General features: G+C 65.0%; 14 protein-coding genes. 1 reads left to right on the top strand and 13 read right to left on the bottom strand.

The annotated features are described in order from the left end of the window. The first annotated feature begins 111 nt into the window (after nucleotides 1-111). Nucleotides 112-1,851 (top strand): methyl-accepting chemotaxis protein, encoded by a 1,740-nt coding sequence (locus tag P6U28_RS07395; RefSeq protein ID WP_122404215.1) that lies wholly within the window; start codon nucleotides 112-114, stop codon nucleotides 1,849-1,851. 384 nt (nucleotides 1,852-2,235) lie between these two features. Here the strand turns inward: P6U28_RS07395 and P6U28_RS07390 are convergent, their stop codons facing one another. The 13 genes from P6U28_RS07390 to P6U28_RS07330 all read right to left on the bottom strand — a co-directional run bounded on the left by P6U28_RS07390 (nucleotide 2,236) and on the right by P6U28_RS07330 (nucleotide 20,706). Then, a complete protein-coding gene (locus P6U28_RS07390; protein WP_129143511.1) occupies nucleotides 2,236-3,927 on the bottom strand; it encodes a methyl-accepting chemotaxis protein in 1,692 nt (563 codons plus the stop codon). A gap of 354 nt (nucleotides 3,928-4,281) precedes the next feature. Continuing rightward, nucleotides 4,282-5,511 carry an acyl-CoA dehydrogenase family protein gene (locus P6U28_RS07385; RefSeq protein ID WP_122404217.1) on the bottom strand — a complete coding sequence of 410 codons (1,230 nt, stop codon included), beginning with the start codon at nucleotides 5,509-5,511 and terminating at the stop codon, nucleotides 4,282-4,284. Nucleotides 5,512-5,671: 160 nt separating this feature from the next. After that, a complete protein-coding gene (locus P6U28_RS07380) occupies nucleotides 5,672-6,883 on the bottom strand; it encodes an ABC transporter substrate-binding protein (protein ID WP_122404218.1) in 1,212 nt (403 codons plus the stop codon). Nucleotides 6,884-7,072: 189 nt separating this feature from the next. Further along, complete coding sequence (locus tag P6U28_RS07375) at nucleotides 7,073-7,648, bottom strand: HdeD family acid-resistance protein (RefSeq protein WP_122404219.1); 576 nt, start codon at nucleotides 7,646-7,648, stop codon at nucleotides 7,073-7,075. A 120-nt stretch (nucleotides 7,649-7,768) separates the two neighbouring features. Further along, complete coding sequence (locus tag P6U28_RS07370) at nucleotides 7,769-9,292, bottom strand: FAD-dependent oxidoreductase (RefSeq protein ID WP_122404220.1); 1,524 nt, start codon at nucleotides 9,290-9,292, stop codon at nucleotides 7,769-7,771. A gap of 27 nt (nucleotides 9,293-9,319) precedes the next feature. Then, nucleotides 9,320-9,946, bottom strand: coding sequence for a GTP cyclohydrolase I FolE (folE, locus tag P6U28_RS07365; protein WP_122404221.1), 627 nt, complete (start codon nucleotides 9,944-9,946; stop codon nucleotides 9,320-9,322). Nucleotides 9,947-10,172: 226 nt separating this feature from the next. Continuing rightward, complete coding sequence (locus P6U28_RS07360) at nucleotides 10,173-10,325, bottom strand: ATP-binding protein (RefSeq protein WP_244607687.1); 153 nt, start codon at nucleotides 10,323-10,325, stop codon at nucleotides 10,173-10,175. Between the two features lie 20 nt (nucleotides 10,326-10,345). Beyond that, a complete protein-coding gene (locus P6U28_RS07355) occupies nucleotides 10,346-11,173 on the bottom strand; it encodes an HD domain-containing protein (RefSeq protein ID WP_122404222.1) in 828 nt (275 codons plus the stop codon). A 215-nt stretch (nucleotides 11,174-11,388) separates the two neighbouring features. Next, complete coding sequence (locus P6U28_RS07350; protein WP_122404223.1) at nucleotides 11,389-12,267, bottom strand: transglutaminase family protein; 879 nt, start codon at nucleotides 12,265-12,267, stop codon at nucleotides 11,389-11,391. Continuing rightward, nucleotides 12,264-14,777 (bottom strand): circularly permuted type 2 ATP-grasp protein, encoded by a 2,514-nt coding sequence (locus P6U28_RS07345; protein WP_122404224.1) that lies wholly within the window; start codon nucleotides 14,775-14,777, stop codon nucleotides 12,264-12,266. The genes P6U28_RS07350 and P6U28_RS07345 overlap by 4 nt, the downstream gene beginning before the upstream one ends. A 27-nt stretch (nucleotides 14,778-14,804) precedes the next feature. After that, nucleotides 14,805-18,074, bottom strand: coding sequence for a DUF2126 domain-containing protein (locus P6U28_RS07340; protein ID WP_122404225.1), 3,270 nt, complete (start codon nucleotides 18,072-18,074; stop codon nucleotides 14,805-14,807). Between the two features lie 165 nt (nucleotides 18,075-18,239). After that, the gene (locus tag P6U28_RS07335) at nucleotides 18,240-19,763 is read right to left on the bottom strand and encodes a UxaA family hydrolase (RefSeq protein WP_122404226.1); all 1,524 of its coding nucleotides are present in this window, start codon (nucleotides 19,761-19,763) and stop codon (nucleotides 18,240-18,242) included. 166 nt (nucleotides 19,764-19,929) lie between these two features. Further along, a complete protein-coding gene (locus tag P6U28_RS07330) occupies nucleotides 19,930-20,706 on the bottom strand; it encodes an HpcH/HpaI aldolase/citrate lyase family protein (protein ID WP_122404227.1) in 777 nt (258 codons plus the stop codon). Nucleotides 20,707-20,719 lie beyond the last annotated feature (13 nt).

Below are 20,719 nucleotides of genomic sequence, written 5' to 3'. Positions count from 1 at the left end.
AGCCGATGGACGCATTAACGTCGCGTCCATCTTCGTTCTGCATAGTTTTGCATCAATTTTACACGACCGCGCTCATCTCCCGCCTCAAGCTCATCCGGGCCCTCGAACACCATGACAATTGACCGATCTGGGAATGCCACCGCCCTGGCAGGCCGTTTCACGCTTGCCACCAAGCTCTACGCGATCTTCGCGCTGTTCGCGCTGCTGACGGCGGCGATCGCGATGCTGTCCGACTACAACAGCCGCCGCAGCGCCGAGCTGATCAGCGCGATCGAGACGGCGAACGCCGCCGCGCTCAACGTCGAGCGCGTCAACTCGCTGGTCTATGCGGTCGTGATGGAATCGCGCGGCGTCTACATGTCGACCGAGCCGTCGCTGGTGCAGAAGTACGGCGAGGGCCTGCTCAAGTTCAATGCCCAGATCCTCGACGTCGTGAAGCGCTGGGAGACCATCGTCAAAGCCGACGATGCCGAGCAGTTTGCAACCTTCAAGAAGCGCATCGAGCAGTTCGTCGAGTTCCGCAAGGAGCTGGTGCGCCGCGGCGTCGAGATCAATGCGGCCGCGGGCCGCGAATGGGGCGACAATGACGCCAATCGCAGCGTGCGCTCGGCCCTGAACAAGGATCTCGAGGCGCTGTCCAAGGTCTATGCCGAGCGCGCCAGGCAGATCGCGCAGCAGACCGAAACCAATCGCGAATTGTCGTTCTTGCTGACCTGCCTCGGCGGCCTGGCGCTCGCCCTCGTCGTGATCGGCATCGTCATCATCGCCCGCTCGATCGCCCGGCCGCTCGCCTCGATCACCGCCACCATCAAGCAGGTCGCCGACGGTGCCGAAAACGTCGTGGTGCCGCACTCGGACCGCGCCGACGAGATCGGCGCCCTGGCCCGCGCGATCCAGGTGTTCCAGGAGGCCATGGGCCGAAACCGCAACCTCGCCTCGCAAGTGTCGCAAGACGCAGCCGCGCGCGAGGAGCGCGCCCGCCACATCGAACGATCGGTCGAGGAATTCCGCGGGGTGATCGGCGCCATCATGCACGGCCTCAGCGACAACGCGCAGGTCATGCGCGAGACCGCACAGACCATCACGCGTGTCACTGCGGATGCGAGCAGCCGCGCCGGCACCGCGGCGAACGCCACCGAGCAGGCCTCACACAACGTCTCGGCGGTCGCGAGCGCCGCCGAGGAGCTGTCGGCCTCGGTGGAAGAGATCGGGCGCCAGGTGCGGCAATCGGCCGGTGCGGTCGAGCAGACCGGCCAGCGCACCGAGAAGTCGATCTCCGAGATCGAGAGCCTCGCCGCGGCCACGCAACGCATCGACGGCGTGCTCAACCTGATCCAGGCGATCGCCGAGCAGACCAATCTGCTCGCGCTGAATGCCACCATCGAGGCCGCGCGCGCCGGCGATGCCGGCCGCGGCTTTGCCGTGGTCGCTCATGAAGTGAAGGCGCTCGCGGGCCAGACCGCCAAGGCCACGGCCGAAATCAGCGAGAACGTCTCGATGATCCAGGCCTCCACGCGCAATGCGGTCGACGCCGTGCGCGAGATCGGCGGCGCGGTCCGCGAGATCAACGAGGTCACCTCGGCGATCGCCGGCGCCGTCGACCAGCAGGACGCCGCCACGCGCGAGATCTCCTCCAACGCGCAAAGCGCTGCGCAGGGGAACGAGACGCTCGTGGCGAACATCACCTCGCTGCGCGATGCTATCGGCGAGACCGACACGGCGGCAGCCTCCGTGCTGACGGCGGCGAGCAGCCTGACCGCGACGGCGGACACGCTATCGCGGGAAGTCGAGACGTTCTTCCAGAACCTGCGCTCGGGAGCCACGGACGGCCGCATCGCCAAGTCGGGATAGCGGCCGCCAAGCGGGCCGCGTCAAACAAAAACTTGAAAAACAACCCCATGCACAGTAGGCCAGCACAGGTTTTTCAATGGCTTAGCGACGCACTCGCATGTCTACTGATTCTACGAAATAGATTTTGACTCGTCGGGCAAAACACCGGCATCATGTCATCATGGAAACACGCGCTGTACGGCCCTGTTCGCCATGGTGATCGGGGGCGCGCAAGTCTTGCCAAAGTGGCCGCGTCTCGTCGGCTCTGCCGCCAAAACCTGAAGCGACCGTTTAGCCTCGGCAAGTCGGCGATGGGCCAAGCCTGACGAGCCGGTCGGCAGCTCAGGATGCCCCCCGGAACTGCCAAGCCGCTGGAGCTGAATCTGGTTCTTCACCGAGAACCGATCAGGCGCGAACGGTGCGCAGGAAATGCGCGACCTCCTCCCTGAGACGTGTCGAGTCGCGCGACAACAGCCCGGCGGATGACAGAAGCTGAGCCGACGCGCTGCCCGTTTCGGCTGCGCCGCGTTGCACGTTGGCGACTCCGGCGCTGACGCCGCCGGTGCCTTGGGCCGCCTGCTGGATGTTGCGAGCGATCTCGTGCGTCGCCGCGCCCTGCTGCTCCACCGCGGCAGCGACGGCCGTTGCGATTTCTGACATTCTGGAAATGGTGCCGCTGATATCAGTGATGGCTGCGACCGATTTTTCGGTGGCCGCCTGCATGCTTCCGACCTGCTGGCCGATCTCTTCAGTGGCCTTCGCCGTCTGTTCGGCCAAGGCCTTGACCTCGCTCGCCACGACCGCGAAGCCGCGACCGGCATCACCTGCACGCGCCGCCTCGATCGTCGCGTTGAGCGCCAGGAGATTGGTTTGGCCGGCAATGCTGTTGATGAGATCGACTACGTCGCCAATTCGTGCGGCTGCCTGCGCGAGACGCTCGATCTGTTCGTTCGTGATCTCGGCCTGTCGCACGGCCTCATCCGCGATGCGCGAGGATTCCTGTACCTGGCGGCCGACTTCTCCCACCGATGCCGCCAATTCTTCGGACGCGGACGCCACCGACTGGACATTGGTCGTCGCTTCCTCGGAGGCGGCAGCGACGCCGGCCACTACATCTTGGGTACGCTCGGCCGTCGCCCTCAGCGTGCCCGCCGATGCCTCGAGCTGGCTGGACGCAGAGGAGACCGTCTGAACGATTTCGCCCACCGCACCTTCGAATGCGTCGGCAAGGCGGTGCATCTCGCGCCTCCGGAGCTCGGCCTGTTGGTGCTCCTGCTCGGCTCGCGCCTCCTCTGCATCCTTCTTGGCGATCAGCGCCTCCTTGAACACCTGCAGCGCATCGGCCATCTGGCCGATCTCGGTGCGCTCGCCTTGATGGGTTACTTCTGCGGATAGATCGCCGGCGCTGAGGGCCCGCATCGGCGAGACGATTGCGTTGATGCCTTGCGATACGGTTCTCATCACGAAAAAGGCAACGAGGGCGCCGAGGAGTCCGGCGATCGTCACTGTCGCCACGAGGGTCTTGACCGCGCTAATGTAGGCGATTGCGGCTTCGGCTCCCGCAGCGTCCGCGCCCTTGTTGTTGAGATCAATAGCACTCGCCAGGACCTTATCCGCGTCGAGACCAATGGGATTCACGTTTCTGCTGTTGAGATCGTTGGCCTCTTGAGGAAAACGACCAGCCGCAGCACGCGACAGAATCAGCACCTCCTGAGCGCCCTTCATGTAATCGTTCCAGAGGCCGCTCCATTCATCAAAGAGTGCACGCTCCTGCGGACTGGAGATGAGCTTCTTGTAGTCCGCAATGTTCTGCGCCATCCTTTCGGCGATTGTCTCGATGCGCTTATCAAGATCCGCCTTGTCCTGCGCACGGTCGAACAAAAGATGCTGCCGCACCGCGTTGCGGTAAGTAATGGTGGTAGCGCGCAACTCGCCGATCACGCGGACGCTCGGAAGCCAATTGCTCCGGATGTCGACGACCGCTGCGTTGATCACCTGCATATTCCAGACGGCGAAAACGCCGGTGCCGATCAGAGCCAGCAAGAGGCCGGAAACGACCGCGGTAATCTTCGTTCGTATCGAGATGTTGGAAAACATGACAGGCCCCTGAAAAACATCAAAAATTGATGACCTCCGGGACCCAATGCATCTGACGGGCGGTCGTATCCCTCCCCGGACCAGGACCAAATTTCCGTCAGCCCCGTGCCCCATTCGTGCTAAAGTTGTATCGATTTTGCCTTAACCGTTTCTTACTTCGTGACACTCCTCGCCAAACGGCAAGCAACTTTTGCGTGAATGTGCGTGATCGACCTGTTTTGCCGAGGCTGACTTTTCCCACTGGTGCGAACTTCTTCAATTCGCACCGGTACAAGTGCCGCATTGGCTGATTGGTCTGCTTCGCAACCATAAGCGGACATCGAGCGAATGCAGGCGCAGGGAAGCCCGGCCCCACTACCCCATCACCCCGCCCCGCCTGATCAGCTCCTTCCCGACCGCCGCCAAATGCACCTGGTCCGGGCCGTCGCCGATGCGGATGAAGCGGGCGTAGACATAGGCGCGGGCGAGGAACGTGTCCTGCGAGACGCCGGCGGCGCCGTGGATCTGGATGGCGCGGTCGATGACGCGGGCGGCCATGCTGGGCACCACGATCTTCGCGGCAGCGATGAGGTCGCGGGCGGCCTTGTTGCCTTCGCGGTCCATCTTGTCGGCGGCTTGCAGCGTCAACAGCCGCGCCTGCGCGATCTCGCAGAAGGAGTTTGCGATGTCCTCGCGCACAGAGCCCTGCTCGGCCAGCGGCTTGCCGAAGGCGACGCGCGCAACCGATCGCTGGCACATCAATTCCAGCGCGCGCTGGGCGCAGCCGATCAACCGCATGCAATGGTGGATGCGGCCGGGGCCGAGCCGGCCCTGCGCGATCTCGAAGCCGCGGCCCTCGCCGAGCAGGATGTTCTCTGCGGGCACGCGGACGTTGTCGTAGACGATCTCGGGGTGGCCGACCGGGGCGTCGTCATAGCCGTAGGTGAGCATGTCGCGGACGATGCGCACACCGGGCGTGTTCTTGGGCACCAGGATCATGGATTGCTGGCGATGGCGATCGGGATGGTCGGGCGCGGTCTTGCCCATCACGATCAGGATCTCGCAATCCTCGTTCATCGCGCCTGATGTGAACCACTTGCGACCGTTGATGACGTAGTCGCCGCCGTCGCGCCGGATCTCACACTGGATGTTGGTGGCATCGCTGGAGGCAACCTGCGGCTCGGTCATCGAGAAGCCGGAGCGGATGCGCCCCTCCAGCAGCGGCGTCAGCCAGCGCTCTTGTTGCGCTTTGGTGCCGTAATTCGCCAGCACCTCCATGTTGCCGACGTCAGGGGCCGAGCAGTTGAAAACTTCGGGTGCCCAGAGAATGCGGCCCATGATCTCCTTCACCGGCGCATATTCAAGGTTGGAGAGGCCAGTGTTGTTGAGGTCCTGGCCGTGCTTGCCTGACAGGAACAGGTTCCAGAGCCCCTGCTCGCGCGCCAGCCGCTTCAAATCCTGCAGCACAGGCGGCGTCCTGTAGCGCGCGGCCTCCGGCTTGACCTGCTCGTAATAGAGATCCTCGACCGGCTCGACATGCGCCCGCATGAACTGGCGGACGCGCTCCTGCAGCTCCAGCGAACGGGCGGAATGTTGAAAGTGCATTGGGGTCTCCTGTTCGCAGCGTTTGACGTCGTCATGCCCGGGCCTGTCCCGGGCATCCACGTTCTTCGTGCCGTGTCGCAAGGCGTGGATGGCCGGGACAGGCCCGGCCATGATGTTGGGCAGGCATCGGTGTCTCCGAAGCGGCCGCCGGCCTCGCCCCTTACGTGCCGCGCAACAGCTCGCTCGCCACGACCCAGTCGTTGCCGTCGAACTGCAGCATATAGCCGTCCTTGATCGGGCGGAAATCCTGCGGCGTGGTATTGAGGGTGATGCCGGGCATCAATAGCGACAGCGGCACGTTCTTCAAATTGGCGGCCTGCGCCATGATGTTCTCGCGCGTCAGATTGTCCTTGCACTGCTTCAGCAGCACCACCAGCGCCTCGGCGACGGTGTAGCCGTAGAGGCCCGCGACGTTGTTGACGTCGGCATTCGGCAGGCGCTTCTTCATAAACTCGATATAGGCGGTCATCGCCGGATCGTCCTTCGACTGCTCGACGAAGGGCTTGAGCGAGCCGAGCGACAGCACGCCCTTGCCGGCCTCGAGCCCGGCCGGCACCATCACGGTAGCTTTGTTGGCACAGCCGGAGGCGAGGAAGCGCGTCGGTTGCCAGCCGACTTCATGTGCCTTGCGGATGGCTTGCGCGCAGGCGCGTGGCGTCACCGAGTAGATCATGAAGACGTCGGCCTTGGTGCTGGCGAGCGTCAGCACCTGGGAATCGACGGTGGGATCGGCGACCTCGAAGCTCGAGGCCATCGCGATCGCCTTGTCCGCATCGGCGCCGAGCGCCTCCCTGACGCCGCGAAGATATTCCTTGCCTGCATCGTCGTTCTGATAGAGCACCGCAAAGCGCGCATTCGGGTTCTTGGCGCGGGCATAGGCGACGTCGATCGCGGCCTCGCTGGTGTAGTTCGGCGCCCAGGGCAGCGCCATCGACCACGGCATGTTGGCGGGATCGTTCCACTTCGAGGCCGAGCTGATCAGGAAGATCTGCGGCACCTTGTTGCTGTTGAGATATTTCGCGATCGCCGAGCTCGGCGCAGTGCCCATGGTCGCGAAGATGAAGGCGACGCCGTCGCCCTCGACCAACCGACGCGCGGCTTCCATGGTCTTCGGCGGCGAGAAGGCGTCGTCCAGCGAGATCAGATTGAGCTTGCGGCCATTGACGCCGCCCTTCTCGTTGACCTCGTCGAAATAGGCCGCGATCACCCGGCCGGTGATGCTGAGCGGCGAGGCCGGGCCGCTATAGGGCATGGTGTTGCCGATCTTGATCTCGGTGTCGCTGACGCCGGGACCATAGGATTTTTGCGCAGGTGCAGGCGTGGACAGGCAGGCGGCAGCCAAAGCTGCGGCCAGGGCCAAAGCGGCTCTCATGGTGTCTCCCCGATGATGATCGCCGCGCGGCGAGGCGCACGCGCGGCGTGCTGCTTTTGTCAGCGCGCCAGATCAGCGGAGTTCAGCAAGATGGTCTTGCGTCGAGTTGCTGATACGTTCGCTCATGAGTCCAGGGTTCACCTCTCCCCATCGGGGAGAGGTGGTCAGAGGTCTTCGCGCCCAGTTCGCCTAGCCGCGCCGCTTCAGGCTGAAGCCGAGGCTGATCCAGCCAGCACCGGCCATGATCAGATCGATGCCGAGGAACAGGCCGAGGATATAGACGCTGTTCACCGGCCAGCGCGCCAGAATGACCAGCCCGAGCAGCAGCGTGATCACGGCCGACAGCGCGACCCAGACCCACGGGCTCTCGCGCTTCATGCTGAAGGCGAGAAACAGCCTGACCGCGCCCGAGGCGATCAGCGAGGCGCCGAGAAATAGAGTCAGCAGGACGGCCGCGAACAGCGGATTCTCGAAGGTCAGGAAGCCCGCGATCACGTAGAGCACGCCGAGGAGAGCCCAGATCAGGGCCTTGCCCCAGCTCTTCATCTGAAACGCGCCGATGATCTCGGTAGCGCCTGCGACGATCATCATCGCGCCGACCACGATCACGCTCGCCACCGTCGCCATCACCATGCTGCCAAGCGCGACGAATCCGGCAATGAGATAGATCACGCCGAGCGCGACGATCCAGCCCCATTTCGCATGCAGCGTCGCGATGCCCGAGCCAAGGCTTGGATTACGAGACGTGTCGGAAGCACTGGTCATGGCGGTCACTCCTAGCCCGCGGGTACGCGCCAGAATAGCACGCACCGTACCGGGGCGACAGCCAGCAGAGCACCTGCACCGGCAGCAGCATTGACACAAATCAAGATCGAATGCGGTGCGTCAGGCGCGCGACCGCTCCATTTCGAGCTCGGCCTTGAGATTGTCGAGATCGCGGTAAATTGAAGCGACCGCCAGCACCCGGCCGGCCTTGCGGTACTTCAGCAGACAGTCTTTGCCGGAAATGCTGCCGTCGATCGCGATGTCGTCGAAGCTCTCGGCGTGGCCGACATAATTGATCGGCACGTCGTAGTGCTGGGACCAGAAGAAGGGCACCGCGTCGAAGCGCTCGCGCTTGCCGAGCATGTTGCGCGCCGCGGTCTGACCCTGCCGTTCCGCCACCACCCAATGCTCGACACGAATGGTTTGCCGGGAATGCGGATCGGGCCAGCGTGCGATGTCGCCGGCCGCGAAGATGCCGGCGACGCTGGTTTCCAGATATTCGCTCACGCTCACGCCGCGATCGGCGGCGAGGCCCGCCTGTTCGGCCAGCGCGAGGCGCGGCTTGACGCCAATGCCGACCACGACGAGGTCAACCTCAACGACAGCCCCGCTCTTCAGCGTCGCGCGCTTGCCGTCGAGCTTTTCGACCGTATCCTTCAAGTGGAAAACAACGCCATTCTCTTCATGCAGCGACCGGACGAAGTCGCCTATCTCGGCGCCGAGCAGCTTCTGCATCGGCCGTTCTTCCGGCGCGACCACATGGACTTCCAGCTTGCGCGCGCGCAAGGAAGCCGCGACCTCGAGGCCGATGAAGCTGGCGCCGATCACGAGCGCGCGTTTCGCGCTGCCTGCCGCCGTGATGATTGCGCGGCTGTCGGCAACGGATCGCAAGGTGTGGACATGGGGCTGGTCGACGCCAGGAATCTGGAGCTTCACCGGCTCGGCCCCGGTCGCAAGCAGCAGACGGTCGAATGGCAGCCTGTCGCCATTGCCCAGCGTGACGCTGCGAGATTTTGGATCGACCGCAGAGACATTCGTGTTGAGCCTGAGATCGATGCCGGTGTCCCGATAGTAATCCTCGGACCGTAACGGCAGCCAGTCCTCCGGCGCGCTGCCGGCGAGATAATCCTTGGAGAGGTTCGGCCGATCGACCGGCATCGCGCCGTCATTGCTGAGCATGGTGATGGCACCGGCAAAGCCTTCGCGCCGGAGCGTCGCCGCTGCCGCGAAGCCGGCCGCACCGCCGCCGACGATGACGAATTTTTCCGGCGTCGGCGCGCTGCGATGAGCCGTTGACGGCCTGGGTGCCTCGCGCTTGCGCTGAACGACGATCCTGTCGCCGTCGCGCGCGACGTCCCATAGCGCAAGCCGATTCAGCGCCGGCGGACGGGTGGCCTCGCCCGAGCGCAAGGAGAAGCAGGCATGATGCCAGGGACAGCGGATGGTCTCGCCGACCACGAGCCCCTCCGCGAGCGGCCCGTGGTAATGGCTGCAAGCCGGCTCGATCGCAAAAATCTCGCTGCCGGCCTGAACGAGCAGGACATCCTCCTCGCCGACATGACCAAGCAATTTACCGTCCTTGAACTCCGTCAGCGACACGCCCCTGGTCAGGTCGGGCCCACGCGGCTTGTTGTCCTCGGTCATGGCGTCGTCTCCTCGCGCTGTCACGGATCAATCGTCCGAGTTGGCCAGGCCCAGCAGTTCCTGGCGGGTCAGCGCATTATCGCGGAACACCCCTAACATGCGGCTGGTGACGAGATCGGTCCCGGGCTTGTGCGCACCGCGCGTCGTCATGCAATGATGCGTCGCCTTGATGATGACGCCGACCCCTTGAGGCTTCAGCACGTCGTTGATCGTGTTGGCGATCTGCGCAGTCATCTTCTCCTGGATCTGGAGCCGTTTGGCGTAGATGTCGACCACGCGCGCAAGCTTGCTGATGCCGACCACGCGCCCTTGCGGGATATAGGCGACCCAGGCACGGCCGACGATCGGCGCGATATGGTGCTCGCAATGGCTTTCGAAGCGAACGCCGCGCAGGACGATCATTTCGTCATAGCCTTCGATCTCCTCGAAGGTCTTTTGCAGGATTTCGGTTGGATCCTGCGCATAACCGGTAAAATATTCCTCGAAGGCGCGCGCAACCCGATCCGGCGTGTCGCGCAGGCCGTCGCGCTCGGGATCGTCGCCGGCCCAGCGGATCATGGTCCGGACCGCCTGCTCGACCTCATACCTCTCAGGCCGATCGCTCGGCGCCTGCGCGACCGCGACACGCTCAAGCTTGCGCGCTTGTGACTTCATCAACAGCCTCCTCTTCCGACGGGCCGCATCCAGCAGCGGTCCTTCAGCTTGGACGGCTCCGATCGGAAAAGGTTCCCGAGATGAGGAAAAATCGGATACCGCGGGCATGCGAAGCCCGGGGGCACGGCGTCATGATAGCACAGCCATTTCGGGGCGACAGCCAGAGCAGCCGCCGCCGCACCAACGTCGACGCAAATCAAATCGAATGCGGCGGCTCGAGCGCAGTTCAGTCGGGAATGCCGAAATAGAATGCTGCGCCCTTGCCGACCTCGGCAGTGGCCCAGATGCGTCCGCCGTGGCGTTGCACGATGCGCGATGCGATCGAAAGGCCGATCCCGGTGCCCTCGTACTGATCGGGATCGCCGGGCTTGGGCGCCACCGGCCCGATAAAACGCGCCGCTATTTCTGCGGACCGGACAGCGAGATGTCGCGTTCGGCGCGGAAGACGTTGCTGTAGAGGTTGGCGATCCATTGCCGGCCGATCTCGGTCTTGTTGAGATAACCGATCTCGGTCTGGATGTGCGGTGCGACGCTGTTCCAATAGAATTGCGGATAGCGGTTCACGATATCGGCCGGCGAATCGTAGCCGAGCTGACGATTGATGCCGACCTCCTCGAATTCGTAATAGAGCGCGTTGGCCTTGCGCAGATAGTTGGGATCGCCGAGCTGGCCGATGAAGTCGGCCGCGCGCAGGATCGAGGCATCCTCGTCATAGTCCTGGCCCTCGCGGGCCGGAAAGCGCGTACCCTCGATAGCGCGGGCAATGCGGTCCGGGTCGAGTCCGGGAATATGTCGCAGCCGCCGCGTCACATAAAGCTTCGACCGATCGACGTGATACATCATCAAGCTGGCATCAGATGCGCCGCGCGGCAGGGAGATCTTGGTGTCGGCCGCATCGATCACGAATCCATCGCAATCGTCCTCCTCGAACAGGCCTCGCACATAGCCGATGTCGTGGGCGAGGCAGGCGATCAGGACGTGGACGTAATCTTCGGCCGACAGATGCGTATGAAGACTTCGGCCCTTGAGGATCGCCTGGGCAGCCAGCGTCACCAGCATCGTATGCTCGATGTTATGATAGAGCGCATCGCTGTTACCGATGCATTCCATCGCGGTGCGGGTGGCGCTCTCGACGATACTTGCAGACGTCTCATCGTACCGGCGACGCATGAACGAGCCCAGCATCTTCTCCAGGGTTTCCGCCGCCAATCTCGGTAACGTCATCATGGGTGCGGCCCCGATTGTCGGTGGTGTTTCACGCCAATCCCCGACATTTCCTCTCGTCCTCGATGCAAGAGCCAGCATAGCCCATCTTGGGCCGCTTGGCCAAATCCTGGGGCGGAAATCCGGAAAGATGTTGCAGTTGCGCTCCGCCATAGCGCGGTTGCAACGATGGCGCGATACACCCTAGAGGCGCCGGTGTCCAGATCGCAAGATTGCGGTTATTCTACCTGCAGCACGTCGACGGCGACGCCGAGCTTCTGTTTAGGCGAGCCGACGATGACGCCGTCGACCGGCGAGACGTCGGAAAAGTCGCGCCCGACCGCGAGCACGATATGGTCATTGGCGACCAGGAGATCGTTGGTCGGATCGAAATCGATCCAGCCGAGCTCCGCCCCGCACCAGAGCGACACCCAGGCGTGGGTGGCGTCGGCACCTTGCAGGCGCGGCTGGCCGGGCGGCGGAGCGGTACGCAGGTAGCCGCTGACATAGGCGGCCGGAAGACCGAGCCCGCGCAGCCCTGCGATCATCACATGGGCAAAGTCCTGGCAGACCCCGTGGCGCTTGTCGAAGACCTCATTGAGCGGCGTCGAGATCACAGTAGCCTTGGGGTCGTAGCGAAACTGGTTGCGAATGCGATGCATGAGATCGACCGCGCCTTTGAGGACACCCGCGCCGGGCGGAAAACTTTCCGCCGCATAGGCGCTGACCGGGCGCAGCACCGGCACCAGCGGGCTCGCAAAGACATAGCCGACCGGCGAGGACGGTCCGAGGCTCGTCGCCTCGAAGGCAACGTCGCGAATGGTCTCCCATGGTGGGCTCGCGGCATCACGCGCCGGCGGCTGTCGCGAGACAGATACACGGGAACGTGAATCGATCCGCAAGTTGCGATGCGCGGCTTCGATCACCACGCTCTCGGTCAGCGTGCCGAAGAAGTCGCGCCGCACGTTGCGCTCGGCCGGGCGTGGATGGATCTCGACATCGTGCGAGATCAAATCCTGGTCGCCGCCGCTTCTGGGCTCCAGTCGCAGCGTGCAGCGGGCGAAGCTGACGGGATTCTCGTACTCGTAGGTGGTGACGTGACGGATGTCGTAGATCACGCCAGCCCCGTCAGCTTTTCCGGCCGGCTGGCATTGGGACCGTGCGGAAAGTAGTGCTGCCCGACCGCGTCGGCGAGGCTGAGCAGATCCTGCTCCAGGGCGAACAGGGTCTTGACCTCGAGCTTTTCGGCCTCCGCGGTCGCGAGCATCGCCTGCATCGCTACCGCGAGGCGCTGCGGCTTCTCGATCAGGCCGTGCTCCTTCAGGCTCGGCAGCGCGGCGATGTGCTCGTTCAGCGTGGTCACCTGGAAGGCCACCGACCGCGGATTGTAGGGATCGAGCACGGCGAGGTCGCGCACCGGTGCCAGGATCGGCGCCAGCAGATAACGCGAGCGGTAGGTGATCTGGCAATCCACCAGCGTCAGCAGAATGTCGAGATCCTCGTCGCCGGCCTCGTCATAGGCGAACTGACGGGTAAAGCGCGTGGTGTTGATGGCGCGCTCGACGCGGCGACCGATGTCGAGGAAACGCCAGCCCGCGGCGCGGTTCATGTTCTCCTGGGCAAGGCCTGCGAAGCTCGCAAGCTCCTGCAAGGTCAGCTCGGCCGCGCGCAGTACGCTGTCGTCGTCCTCCACTTCATAAGCGAGACGCTCGGCCATCTCGGTGATGACCTGCCAGGCATCGGGCGACAGCCGCTCGCGCAAGGAAGTCGCGGTGCGCTGGGCCGCGCGCACCAGCGACAGCGCCGAGCCGAAACGGTCGGGACTTTGCAACCCTTCTGCGACGATGCGCCCGGGCGCGGTGCGAGAGGTTTGCGAGACCGCGCCCCAGGCCACCAGCATGCGCTGGATGCGTTCGGCCGATTGCACCGAGGCCGCGGTGCCCTTGTTGGGCCCGCTCGGCGAGCCCAAAGCGCGCACCAGCCGCAGCGTCGCCTCGGCGCGCTCGAGGTAGCGGCCGAGCCAGAACAGATTGTCGGCAGCGCGGCTCGGCAGCACGCCGGCGATGCGGCGGATGCGCACCTTGTCGGTCGCGGGTAGCAGCGTCGCGGTCGAGACCTGCTTGTCGGAGACGACCCAGACGTCGGCGGCGCGCGCGCCATCGCCCATGGACACCGCGCGTGCGTCCGGCTGCTCGGCGATCCGGCAGAATCCGCCTGGCATGATGGCCCAGCCGTCCGGGGTTGCGGCGGCGAACACCCGCAACACGAAAGGACGCGGCGTGATCTGCCCATGCTCCCACACCGGCATGGTCGAGAGCCGCACCACCTCCTGGCCGACATAGTCCATGCCGCGCGCTGTAATCGCATCGACCAGCCGCTGGCGCTCGGCGGCATCCAGCTCGCTCGCAAGCACCGGACCATTGCTGTCGAAACCGGGCACGCCGCGCCAATAGGCCCCTTCGATCGCAACCTCGTCGAGCCTTGCCAGCACCTCGTCGCGCGCAGCGCGCTGGCCGCACCACCAGGTCGCGATGTGCGGCATCTTCAGCTCTTCGCCGAGCAGTCGGCGGCTCAGCGCCGGCAGGAAACCGAGCAGCGCCCGCGCCTCCAGCACGCCCGAGCCAGGCATGTTGGCGACGACGACGCCATCCTTGCGCAGCACATCGATCAGGCCAGGCACGCCCAGCCGCGAGGAGGCATCTAGCTCGAGCGGGTCGAGCGAGTTGGAATCGATCCGGCGCAACAGCACATCCAACCGCTTGAGCCCGGCGACGGTGCGGATGTGGACGCGGTTGTCGCTGACCGCGAGATCGTCGCCCTCGACCAGCAGGAAGCCGAGATAGCGCGCCAGTGTCGCATGCTCGAAATAGGTCTCGCTGAAGCTGCCGGGGGTGAGCACGCCGATCCGCGGCTCGTCGCGGTCGGCCCGCGCACGTAGCGAGTCGCGGAACGACTCGAAGAAGGGCGCGACACGCGGCACGTTCATCGACTTATAGAGGTCGGAGAAGGCGCGCGAGAGCACCAGGCGGTTCTCCAGCGCGTAGCCCGCACCCGAGGGCGCCTGGGTGCGGTCGCCGAGCACCCACCAGCGGCCGTCGGGGCCACGGCCGACGTCGGCGGCATAGATCGAGAGATAGCGCCCGCCCGGCGGCGGCACGCCGCATACGGGACGGAGATATTCGGGGCTGCCGGCGATCGCGGCCGCGGGCAGCGCGCCTTCGGTGACGAGCCGGCCCTCGCCATAGATATCGCGCAGCACGCGCTCGAGCAGCTCGGCGCGCTGGGTGATGCCGGCGCAAAGCTGCTGCCAGTCGGCCTCGTCGATCAAAAGCGGCAGATGGCTGATCGACCAGGGCCGATCGGCGCTGTCGCCGGGCGCGCGGTAGGTGACGCCGGCCTCGCGGAGATGACGATCGGCCATGCCGAAGCGCCGCTCGATCTCGTCGGGCGCCAGCGCGCCGAAGGCATCGAAGAAGCGGCTCCAGACCGCGCGCGGCGCACCATCGGGCCCAAGGAACTCGTCGGGAATGCCGGGCAAGCGGGTGTAGTCGCGGACCCATTGCGCGATCCGCTGCTGGGCCTGGGCCCTACCCGCCTGATCGTTGTCTTCGGCTACGCCCTCGCCCATGCGCCTCTCACTGCCCCCGCATCATACTCATTGCAGGAGCGGCGTCCGCAAGTCGAGGGTCAGCGGAAACTCATTTGTGCGTTCCTCGGGCGGCGGCTGCATCGGACCCGGGGTGTGGCCGTGGTCCTGGAAGCGCGCCAGCCGCCGCGCCTCGGCCTCGTAGGTGTTGACCGGTTTGGTGTCGTAGTTGCGCCCGCCCGGATGGGCGACATGGTAGACGCAGCCGCCGAGCGAGCGGCCGTTCCAGGTGTCGATCAGGTCGAAGGTCAGGGGCGCGTGGACGGGGATGGTCGGGTGCAGGCCGGAAGCCGGCTGCCAAGCCTTGAAGCGGACGCCGGCCACGGCTTCTCCCGAGCGTCCTGTCGGGGTCATCGGCAGGCGGCGGCCGTTGCAGGTGACGATGTGGCGGCCCTCGACGAAGCCCTCGGCCTTGACCTGGAGCCGCTCGACCGACGAGTCGACATAGCGCACCGTGCCGCCGGCCGAGCCCTCCTCGCCGAGCACGTGCCAGGGCTCGAGCGCTTGCCGCAATTCCAGCGTCACGCCGCCATGATGGACCCGGCCGAAGGCGGGAAAGCGGAATTCGAGCTGGGCCAGATACCATTCCGGCTCGAACGGATAGCCGAACTGCTTCAGCTCGGTGAGCATCTCCTGAAAATCTTCCCAGATGAAATGCGGCAGCATGAAGCGGTCGTGCAGCGCGGTGCCCCAGCGCACGAACTTGCCGGCCAGCGGCTCGCGCCAGAATTTTGCGATCAGCGCGCGGATCAGGAGCTGCTGTGCCAGCGACATGCGCGGATCCGGCGGCATTTCGAGCGCGCGGAATTCGACGAGACCGAGCCGCCCCGTAGGCCCCTCCGGCGAATAGAGCTTGTCGATGCAGATTTCGGCGCGGTGGGTATTGCCGGTGATGTCGACGAGCAGATGCCGGAACAGCCGGTCCACCAGCCACAGCGGCGTTTGGTAACCGGGCGGCGGCACGTGCGAGAGCGCGATCTCGAGCTCGTAGATGCTGTCGTGGCGGGCCTCGTCGATGCGCGGCGCCTGGCTGGTCGGGCCGATGAAGAGGCCGGAGAAGAAATAGGACAGCGACGGATGCCGCTGCCAGTACAGCACGAGGCTCTTCAGCAGATCAGGCCGGCGCAGGAACGGCGAATCCTGTGGGCTCGAGCCGCCGACCACGACGTGATTGCCGCCGCCGGTGCCGGTGTGGCGGCCGTCGACCAGGAAGCGGTTGGCGCCGAGGCGGACCTTCGCCGCGTCCTCATAGAGGCCGGAGGTGATCTCGACCGCATCGCGCCAGCTCCTGGCCGGCTGGATGTTGATCTCGATGACACCAGGATCGGGCGTCACCTTGATCACCTCGATGCGCGGATCGAACGGCGGCGGATAGCCTTCGACGTGAACGGGAAGCTGCATCTCCTCGGCGGTGTCTTCCAGTGCCGAGACAAGCTCGAGATAATCCTCGATGCGCTCGACCGGCGGCATGAAGGCACAGATCACGCCGTCGCGGATTTCCACTGCCATGGCGGTGCGCACGGGAATGGACGTGTTGAGATGCTCGGGGGCGGTGCGCGGCGGCGATGGCGGGCGCGCCATGCGGGTGAACACCGGCAGCTTGCCGCGCGGCTCCGTCGGATCCTGTTCAACGACGTAGGGATATTGGTTCGGCGGGACGTAGCCGAGCGAGCCCATCGGCAGGCGCAGGCCGAGTGGAGAATCCCCCGGCGTCAGGAACAGATGATTGCGCCGGAGCGGCCAGCGCTCGCTGCGCCAGCGCGGCGGCGCATTCCAGCGCTGGATCGGCAGCACGAAACCGCGCGGCGTGGTCAGGCCCTGGTCGAACACGCGCGCCATGCGTGCGCGCGCTTCGGGATCGGACAATTTGGAATCGGTGGGATCGACATTGACCGGAAGCTCGGCCTCCTTCATCAGCCAATAGGCCGGGTCCTCATAGGCCGGCATGATGTAGCCGAGATCGACCCCGAGCCGCGCGGCGGTGCCTTCCATGAAGGCCTCGGCGTCCCTGACCTCGGGCCGCCGCGGGTTCGCGATCTTCGCGATGAGATCGGCGTTCTTCCAGATCGGCACGCCGTCCTTGCGCCAGTAGAGGCCGAAGGCCCAGCGCGGCAGGCTCTCGCCCGGATACCATTTGCCCTGGCCGTAATGCAAAAGGCCGCCGGGCGCAAAGCGCGTGCGCAGGCGGCGGATCAGATCGTCGGCGAGCGTGCGCTTGGTCGGGCCGACGGCTTCGGTATTCCACTCACCCGCCTCGAGATCGTCGACCGAGACGAAGGTCGGCTCGCCGCCCATGGTGAGCCGTACGTCCTGCGCGGCGAGATCGCCGTCGACCTGCTCGCCGAGGTCGTTGAGCCGCGCCCAGGATTCGTCGGAGAACGGCTTTGTGATGCGCGGCGCCTCGCGGATGCGCTTGACGCGCATATCGAAGGAGAACTCGACCTCGGCAAAGCCGGCGCCGCCGGAGATCGGCGCGGCCGAGCGATAATGCGGCGTGGCGGCCACCGGGATGTGCCCCTCGCCCGCAAGCATGCCGGAGGTCGCGTCGAATCCGATCCAGCCCGCGCCGGGCAGATAGACCTCGGCCCAGGCGTGCAGATCGGTAAAATCGTTCTCGACTTCGGGCGGGCCCTCGATCGGATCGATGTCGGGACGGATCTGGACCAGATAGCCGGAGACGAAGCGGGCGGCGAGACCGAGATGGCGCAAGGTCTGGATCAGCAGCCAGGCGGAGTCGCGGCACGATCCTGCGCCGGAGGCAAGCGTCTCCTCCGGCGTCTGAACGCCCGGCTCCATGCGGATGATGTAGCGGATCTTCTTCTGGAGTTCGCGATTGAGCTCGACCAGGAAGTTGACGGTGTTCGGGGCCTCGTGCGGGATCGAGTCGAGAAATTTGGCGAACAGGCGATCGGGCTTGATGGTCTCGAGATAAGGCGCGAGCTCCGTTTTCAGGTCCTTCGGATACTCGAACGGAAAACTGTCGGCGTAGGGCTCGACGAAGAAATCGAACGGGTTGACCACGGTCATCTGCGCCGTGAAGTCGACCTCGAATTTCAGCTCGGTGGTCTTCTCCGGAAAGACGTAGCGTGCAAGCCAGTTGCCTTGCGGGTCCTGCTGCCAGTTCACGAAATGGTTGGCGGGCGTGACCTTGAGCGAATAGCTCAGGATCGGCGTGCGCGTGTGCGGCGCCGGCCGCAGGCGGATGGTCTGCGGGCCAAGGTCGATGGGGCGGTCGTACTTGTAGTGCGTGACGTGGTGTAGCGCGACGTAAATCGACACGGGGTGCGGTGCTCCAGCAGCTTTTTTGAGCAGAACACCTGAGGTCAGCGTGATCAAGCACTAACAACGGGCAGAGGGTGCCTACGGCACGGGCGGATGGTGAGTGGCGAATAGCGAATAAGCTTGCCCGTCCTATTCGTCACTCCCTATTCGCCATTCACTTTCTTACATCGTCGCACCCAGCACCCATGGCGCGAACTCGGCGCCGCCGAAATCAAAGCTCTCGCTCTTGGTCGGCTGGCCCGAGGCAGTCTTGAGGATGAGATCGAAGATGCGCTGGCCGCATTGTTCGACGCTCTCCTCGCCTTCGAGGATGGTGCCGCAATTGACGTCCATGTCCTCTTCCATGCGCTTGTACATGGGCGTGTTGGTGGCGAGCTTGATCGAGGGTGCCGGCTTGCAGCCGAACACGCTGCCGCGGCCGGTGGTGAAGCAGACGAGGTTGGCGCCGCCGGCGACCTGGCCGGTCGCAGCCACGGGATCGTAACCGGGCGTGTCCATGAAGACGAACCCCTTCTTGGTGACGGGCTCGGCGTAGCGCAGCACCTCGACGAGATTGGTGGTGCCGGCCTTCGCCATCGCGCCGAGCGACTTCTCCAGAATGGTGGTGAGGCCGCCGGCCTTGTTGCCGGGGCTCGGATTGGCGTTCATCTCGGCGCCTTCGCGCGCGGTATATTCGTCCCACCAGCGCATGAGATCGACCAGCTTCTCGCCGACCTCGCGGCTGATCGCGCGGCGCGCGAGCAGATGCTCGGCGCCGTAGGTCTCCGGCGTCTCCGACAGGATCACGGTGCCGCCGTGACGCACCACGAGATCGCTGGCAGCGCCGAGCGCAGGATTGGCTGATACTCCGGAATAGCCGTCCGAGCCGCCGCATTGCAGCGCCACGGTCAATTCGCTCGCGGGCACGGTTTCGCGCTTGACCTTGTTGGCGTCAGTGAGCGCCTCGCGCACGAAGGCGATGCCTGCTTCGACCGTCTTGCGGGTACCGCCGACCTCCTGGATGTCCATCGCACGCAAGCGGCCGGCGAGCTTCTGCTCTTCCATGAGGCCACCGATCTGGTTCACCTCGCAGCCGAGGCCGAGCACGATGACATGGGAGAAATTGACGTGCCGCGCGTAGCCGCCGAGGGTGCGGCGGAGCAGCGCGAGCGGCTCGTTCTGCGTCATGCCGCAGCCGGTCTTGTGGGTCAGCGCGACCACGCCGTCGACATTGGGGAAGTCGGCCAGCGGATTGTCGCCGGTGAAGGGATTCTTCTTGAAGACGTCGGCGACGAGGCTTGCGACATGCGCGCTGCAATTCACCGAGGTGAGGATGCCGATATAGTTGCGCGTGGCGACGCGGCCGTCCGCGCGGCGGATGCCTTCGAACGTCGCCGGCAGGTCGAAATTCGGCGTCGGCTTGACGTCGGCGCAATAGGCGTAGTCCTTGGCGAAGTCGCCCATGCCGCAGTTCTGGGTGTGCACGTGCTGGCCGGGCGCGATGGCCTGGGTGGCAAAGCCGATGATCTGGCCGTAGCGCTTGACCGGCTCGCCCGTTGCGATCGGCTTGATCGCGACCTTGTGGCCGGAGGGAATGCGATCGACCGTGGTCACGCCGTCTGCGACCAATGTTCCCGGCGGCAGGCTCGCGCGCGCGATCACCACGCCATCATCGGGATGCAGGCGGATGACGGGGCTGATGGTCATGGGTGGTCTCCTGTATCGAAACTATCGTGCCCCGGACGCTGCGCAGCGCGATAGCGGTGCGCTGTTGATCCGGGGCCCAGGCTTACGTCATGTGCTTCATTGGCTTCCAGGTCCCGGCTCTGCGAAACAGCGCTACGCGCTGCATCGCGTCCGGGACGCGAGAGCATCAGGCCTTGCCGCCGGAATCCTTGCGGGTCGCGTTGACCTGCATCTTGGCATAGGTCGTCATCAGGCCGACTTCGTTGGACAGCGTCACCAGCTTGAAGCCCATGTTGATGGCGCGCGCAGCGCCTTCGGCGCCGCTGCAATGGATGCCCGGGTTGAGGCCGCGCTTGCCGCATTCCTTGACGATCTTCTCGTAGATCGCGAGGATCTCGGGCTCGCTGCGGTCGAGCTTGGGCTCGAGGCCGTAGGAGAAGCCGAGGTCGGACGGGCCGATATAGACGCCGTCGATGCCCTCGACGTCGAGGATCGCTTCCATGTTCTCGACCGCGGTCCTGGTCTCCATCATCGGCAGCAGCACGATCTCGTCATTGGCCGTCTTCTGGTAGGAGCCCGCAGTGCCGTACATGCCGGCGCGGATCGGACCGTTGGAGCGCACGCCCTTCGGCGGATATTTCGCATAGGAGACCAGGTTCCGGGCTTCCTGCGGCGTGTTGACCATCGGGCAGATCACGCCATAGGCGCCGCCATCCAGCACCTTGCCGATGATGCCGGGCTCGTTCCAGGGCACGCGAACCATCGGGGTCACGGGATGCTTGTCCATGGCCTGGAAGCACTGCACCATCGACAGATAGTCCTGCACGCCATGCTGCATGTCGACGGTGACGCTGTCGAAGCCGCATTGCGCGATCATCTCCGCCGAGAAGCCGGAGGGAATTGCCAGCCACGCGTTGACCACGGCCTTGCCCGACTTCCAGATCTCTTTGACTTTGTTCGCCACGTTGCCTTTCCTT

The sequence above is a fragment of the Bradyrhizobium sp. STM 3561 genome (assembly GCF_045571455.1).
GTDB classification, from domain to species: domain Bacteria; phylum Pseudomonadota; class Alphaproteobacteria; order Rhizobiales; family Xanthobacteraceae; genus Bradyrhizobium; species Bradyrhizobium vignae.
Note: the sequence above shows the minus strand (reverse complement) of the source record. Positions and strands in the feature narration are given on the sequence as shown.

What these genes read in the sequence shown, in the direction of transcription:
- P6U28_RS07395 (WP_122404215.1), top strand. Translation starts at nt 112, where the DNA reads ATGACAATTGACCGATCTGGGAATGCCACCGCCCTGGCAGGCCGTTTC.
- P6U28_RS07390 (WP_129143511.1), bottom strand. Translation starts at nt 3,927, where the DNA reads ATGTTTTCCAACATCTCGATACGAACGAAGATTACCGCGGTCGTTTCC.
- P6U28_RS07385 (WP_122404217.1), bottom strand. Translation starts at nt 5,511, where the DNA reads ATGCACTTTCAACATTCCGCCCGTTCGCTGGAGCTGCAGGAGCGCGTC.
- P6U28_RS07380 (WP_122404218.1), bottom strand. Translation starts at nt 6,883, where the DNA reads ATGAGAGCCGCTTTGGCCCTGGCCGCAGCTTTGGCTGCCGCCTGCCTG.
- P6U28_RS07375 (WP_122404219.1), bottom strand. Translation starts at nt 7,648, where the DNA reads ATGACCAGTGCTTCCGACACGTCTCGTAATCCAAGCCTTGGCTCGGGC.
- P6U28_RS07370 (WP_122404220.1), bottom strand. Translation starts at nt 9,292, where the DNA reads ATGACCGAGGACAACAAGCCGCGTGGGCCCGACCTGACCAGGGGCGTG.
- folE (WP_122404221.1), bottom strand. Translation starts at nt 9,946, where the DNA reads ATGAAGTCACAAGCGCGCAAGCTTGAGCGTGTCGCGGTCGCGCAGGCG.
- P6U28_RS07355 (WP_122404222.1), bottom strand. Translation starts at nt 11,173, where the DNA reads ATGATGACGTTACCGAGATTGGCGGCGGAAACCCTGGAGAAGATGCTG.
- P6U28_RS07345 (WP_122404224.1), bottom strand. Translation starts at nt 14,777, where the DNA reads ATGGGCGAGGGCGTAGCCGAAGACAACGATCAGGCGGGTAGGGCCCAG.
- P6U28_RS07335 (WP_122404226.1), bottom strand. Translation starts at nt 19,763, where the DNA reads ATGACCATCAGCCCCGTCATCCGCCTGCATCCCGATGATGGCGTGGTG.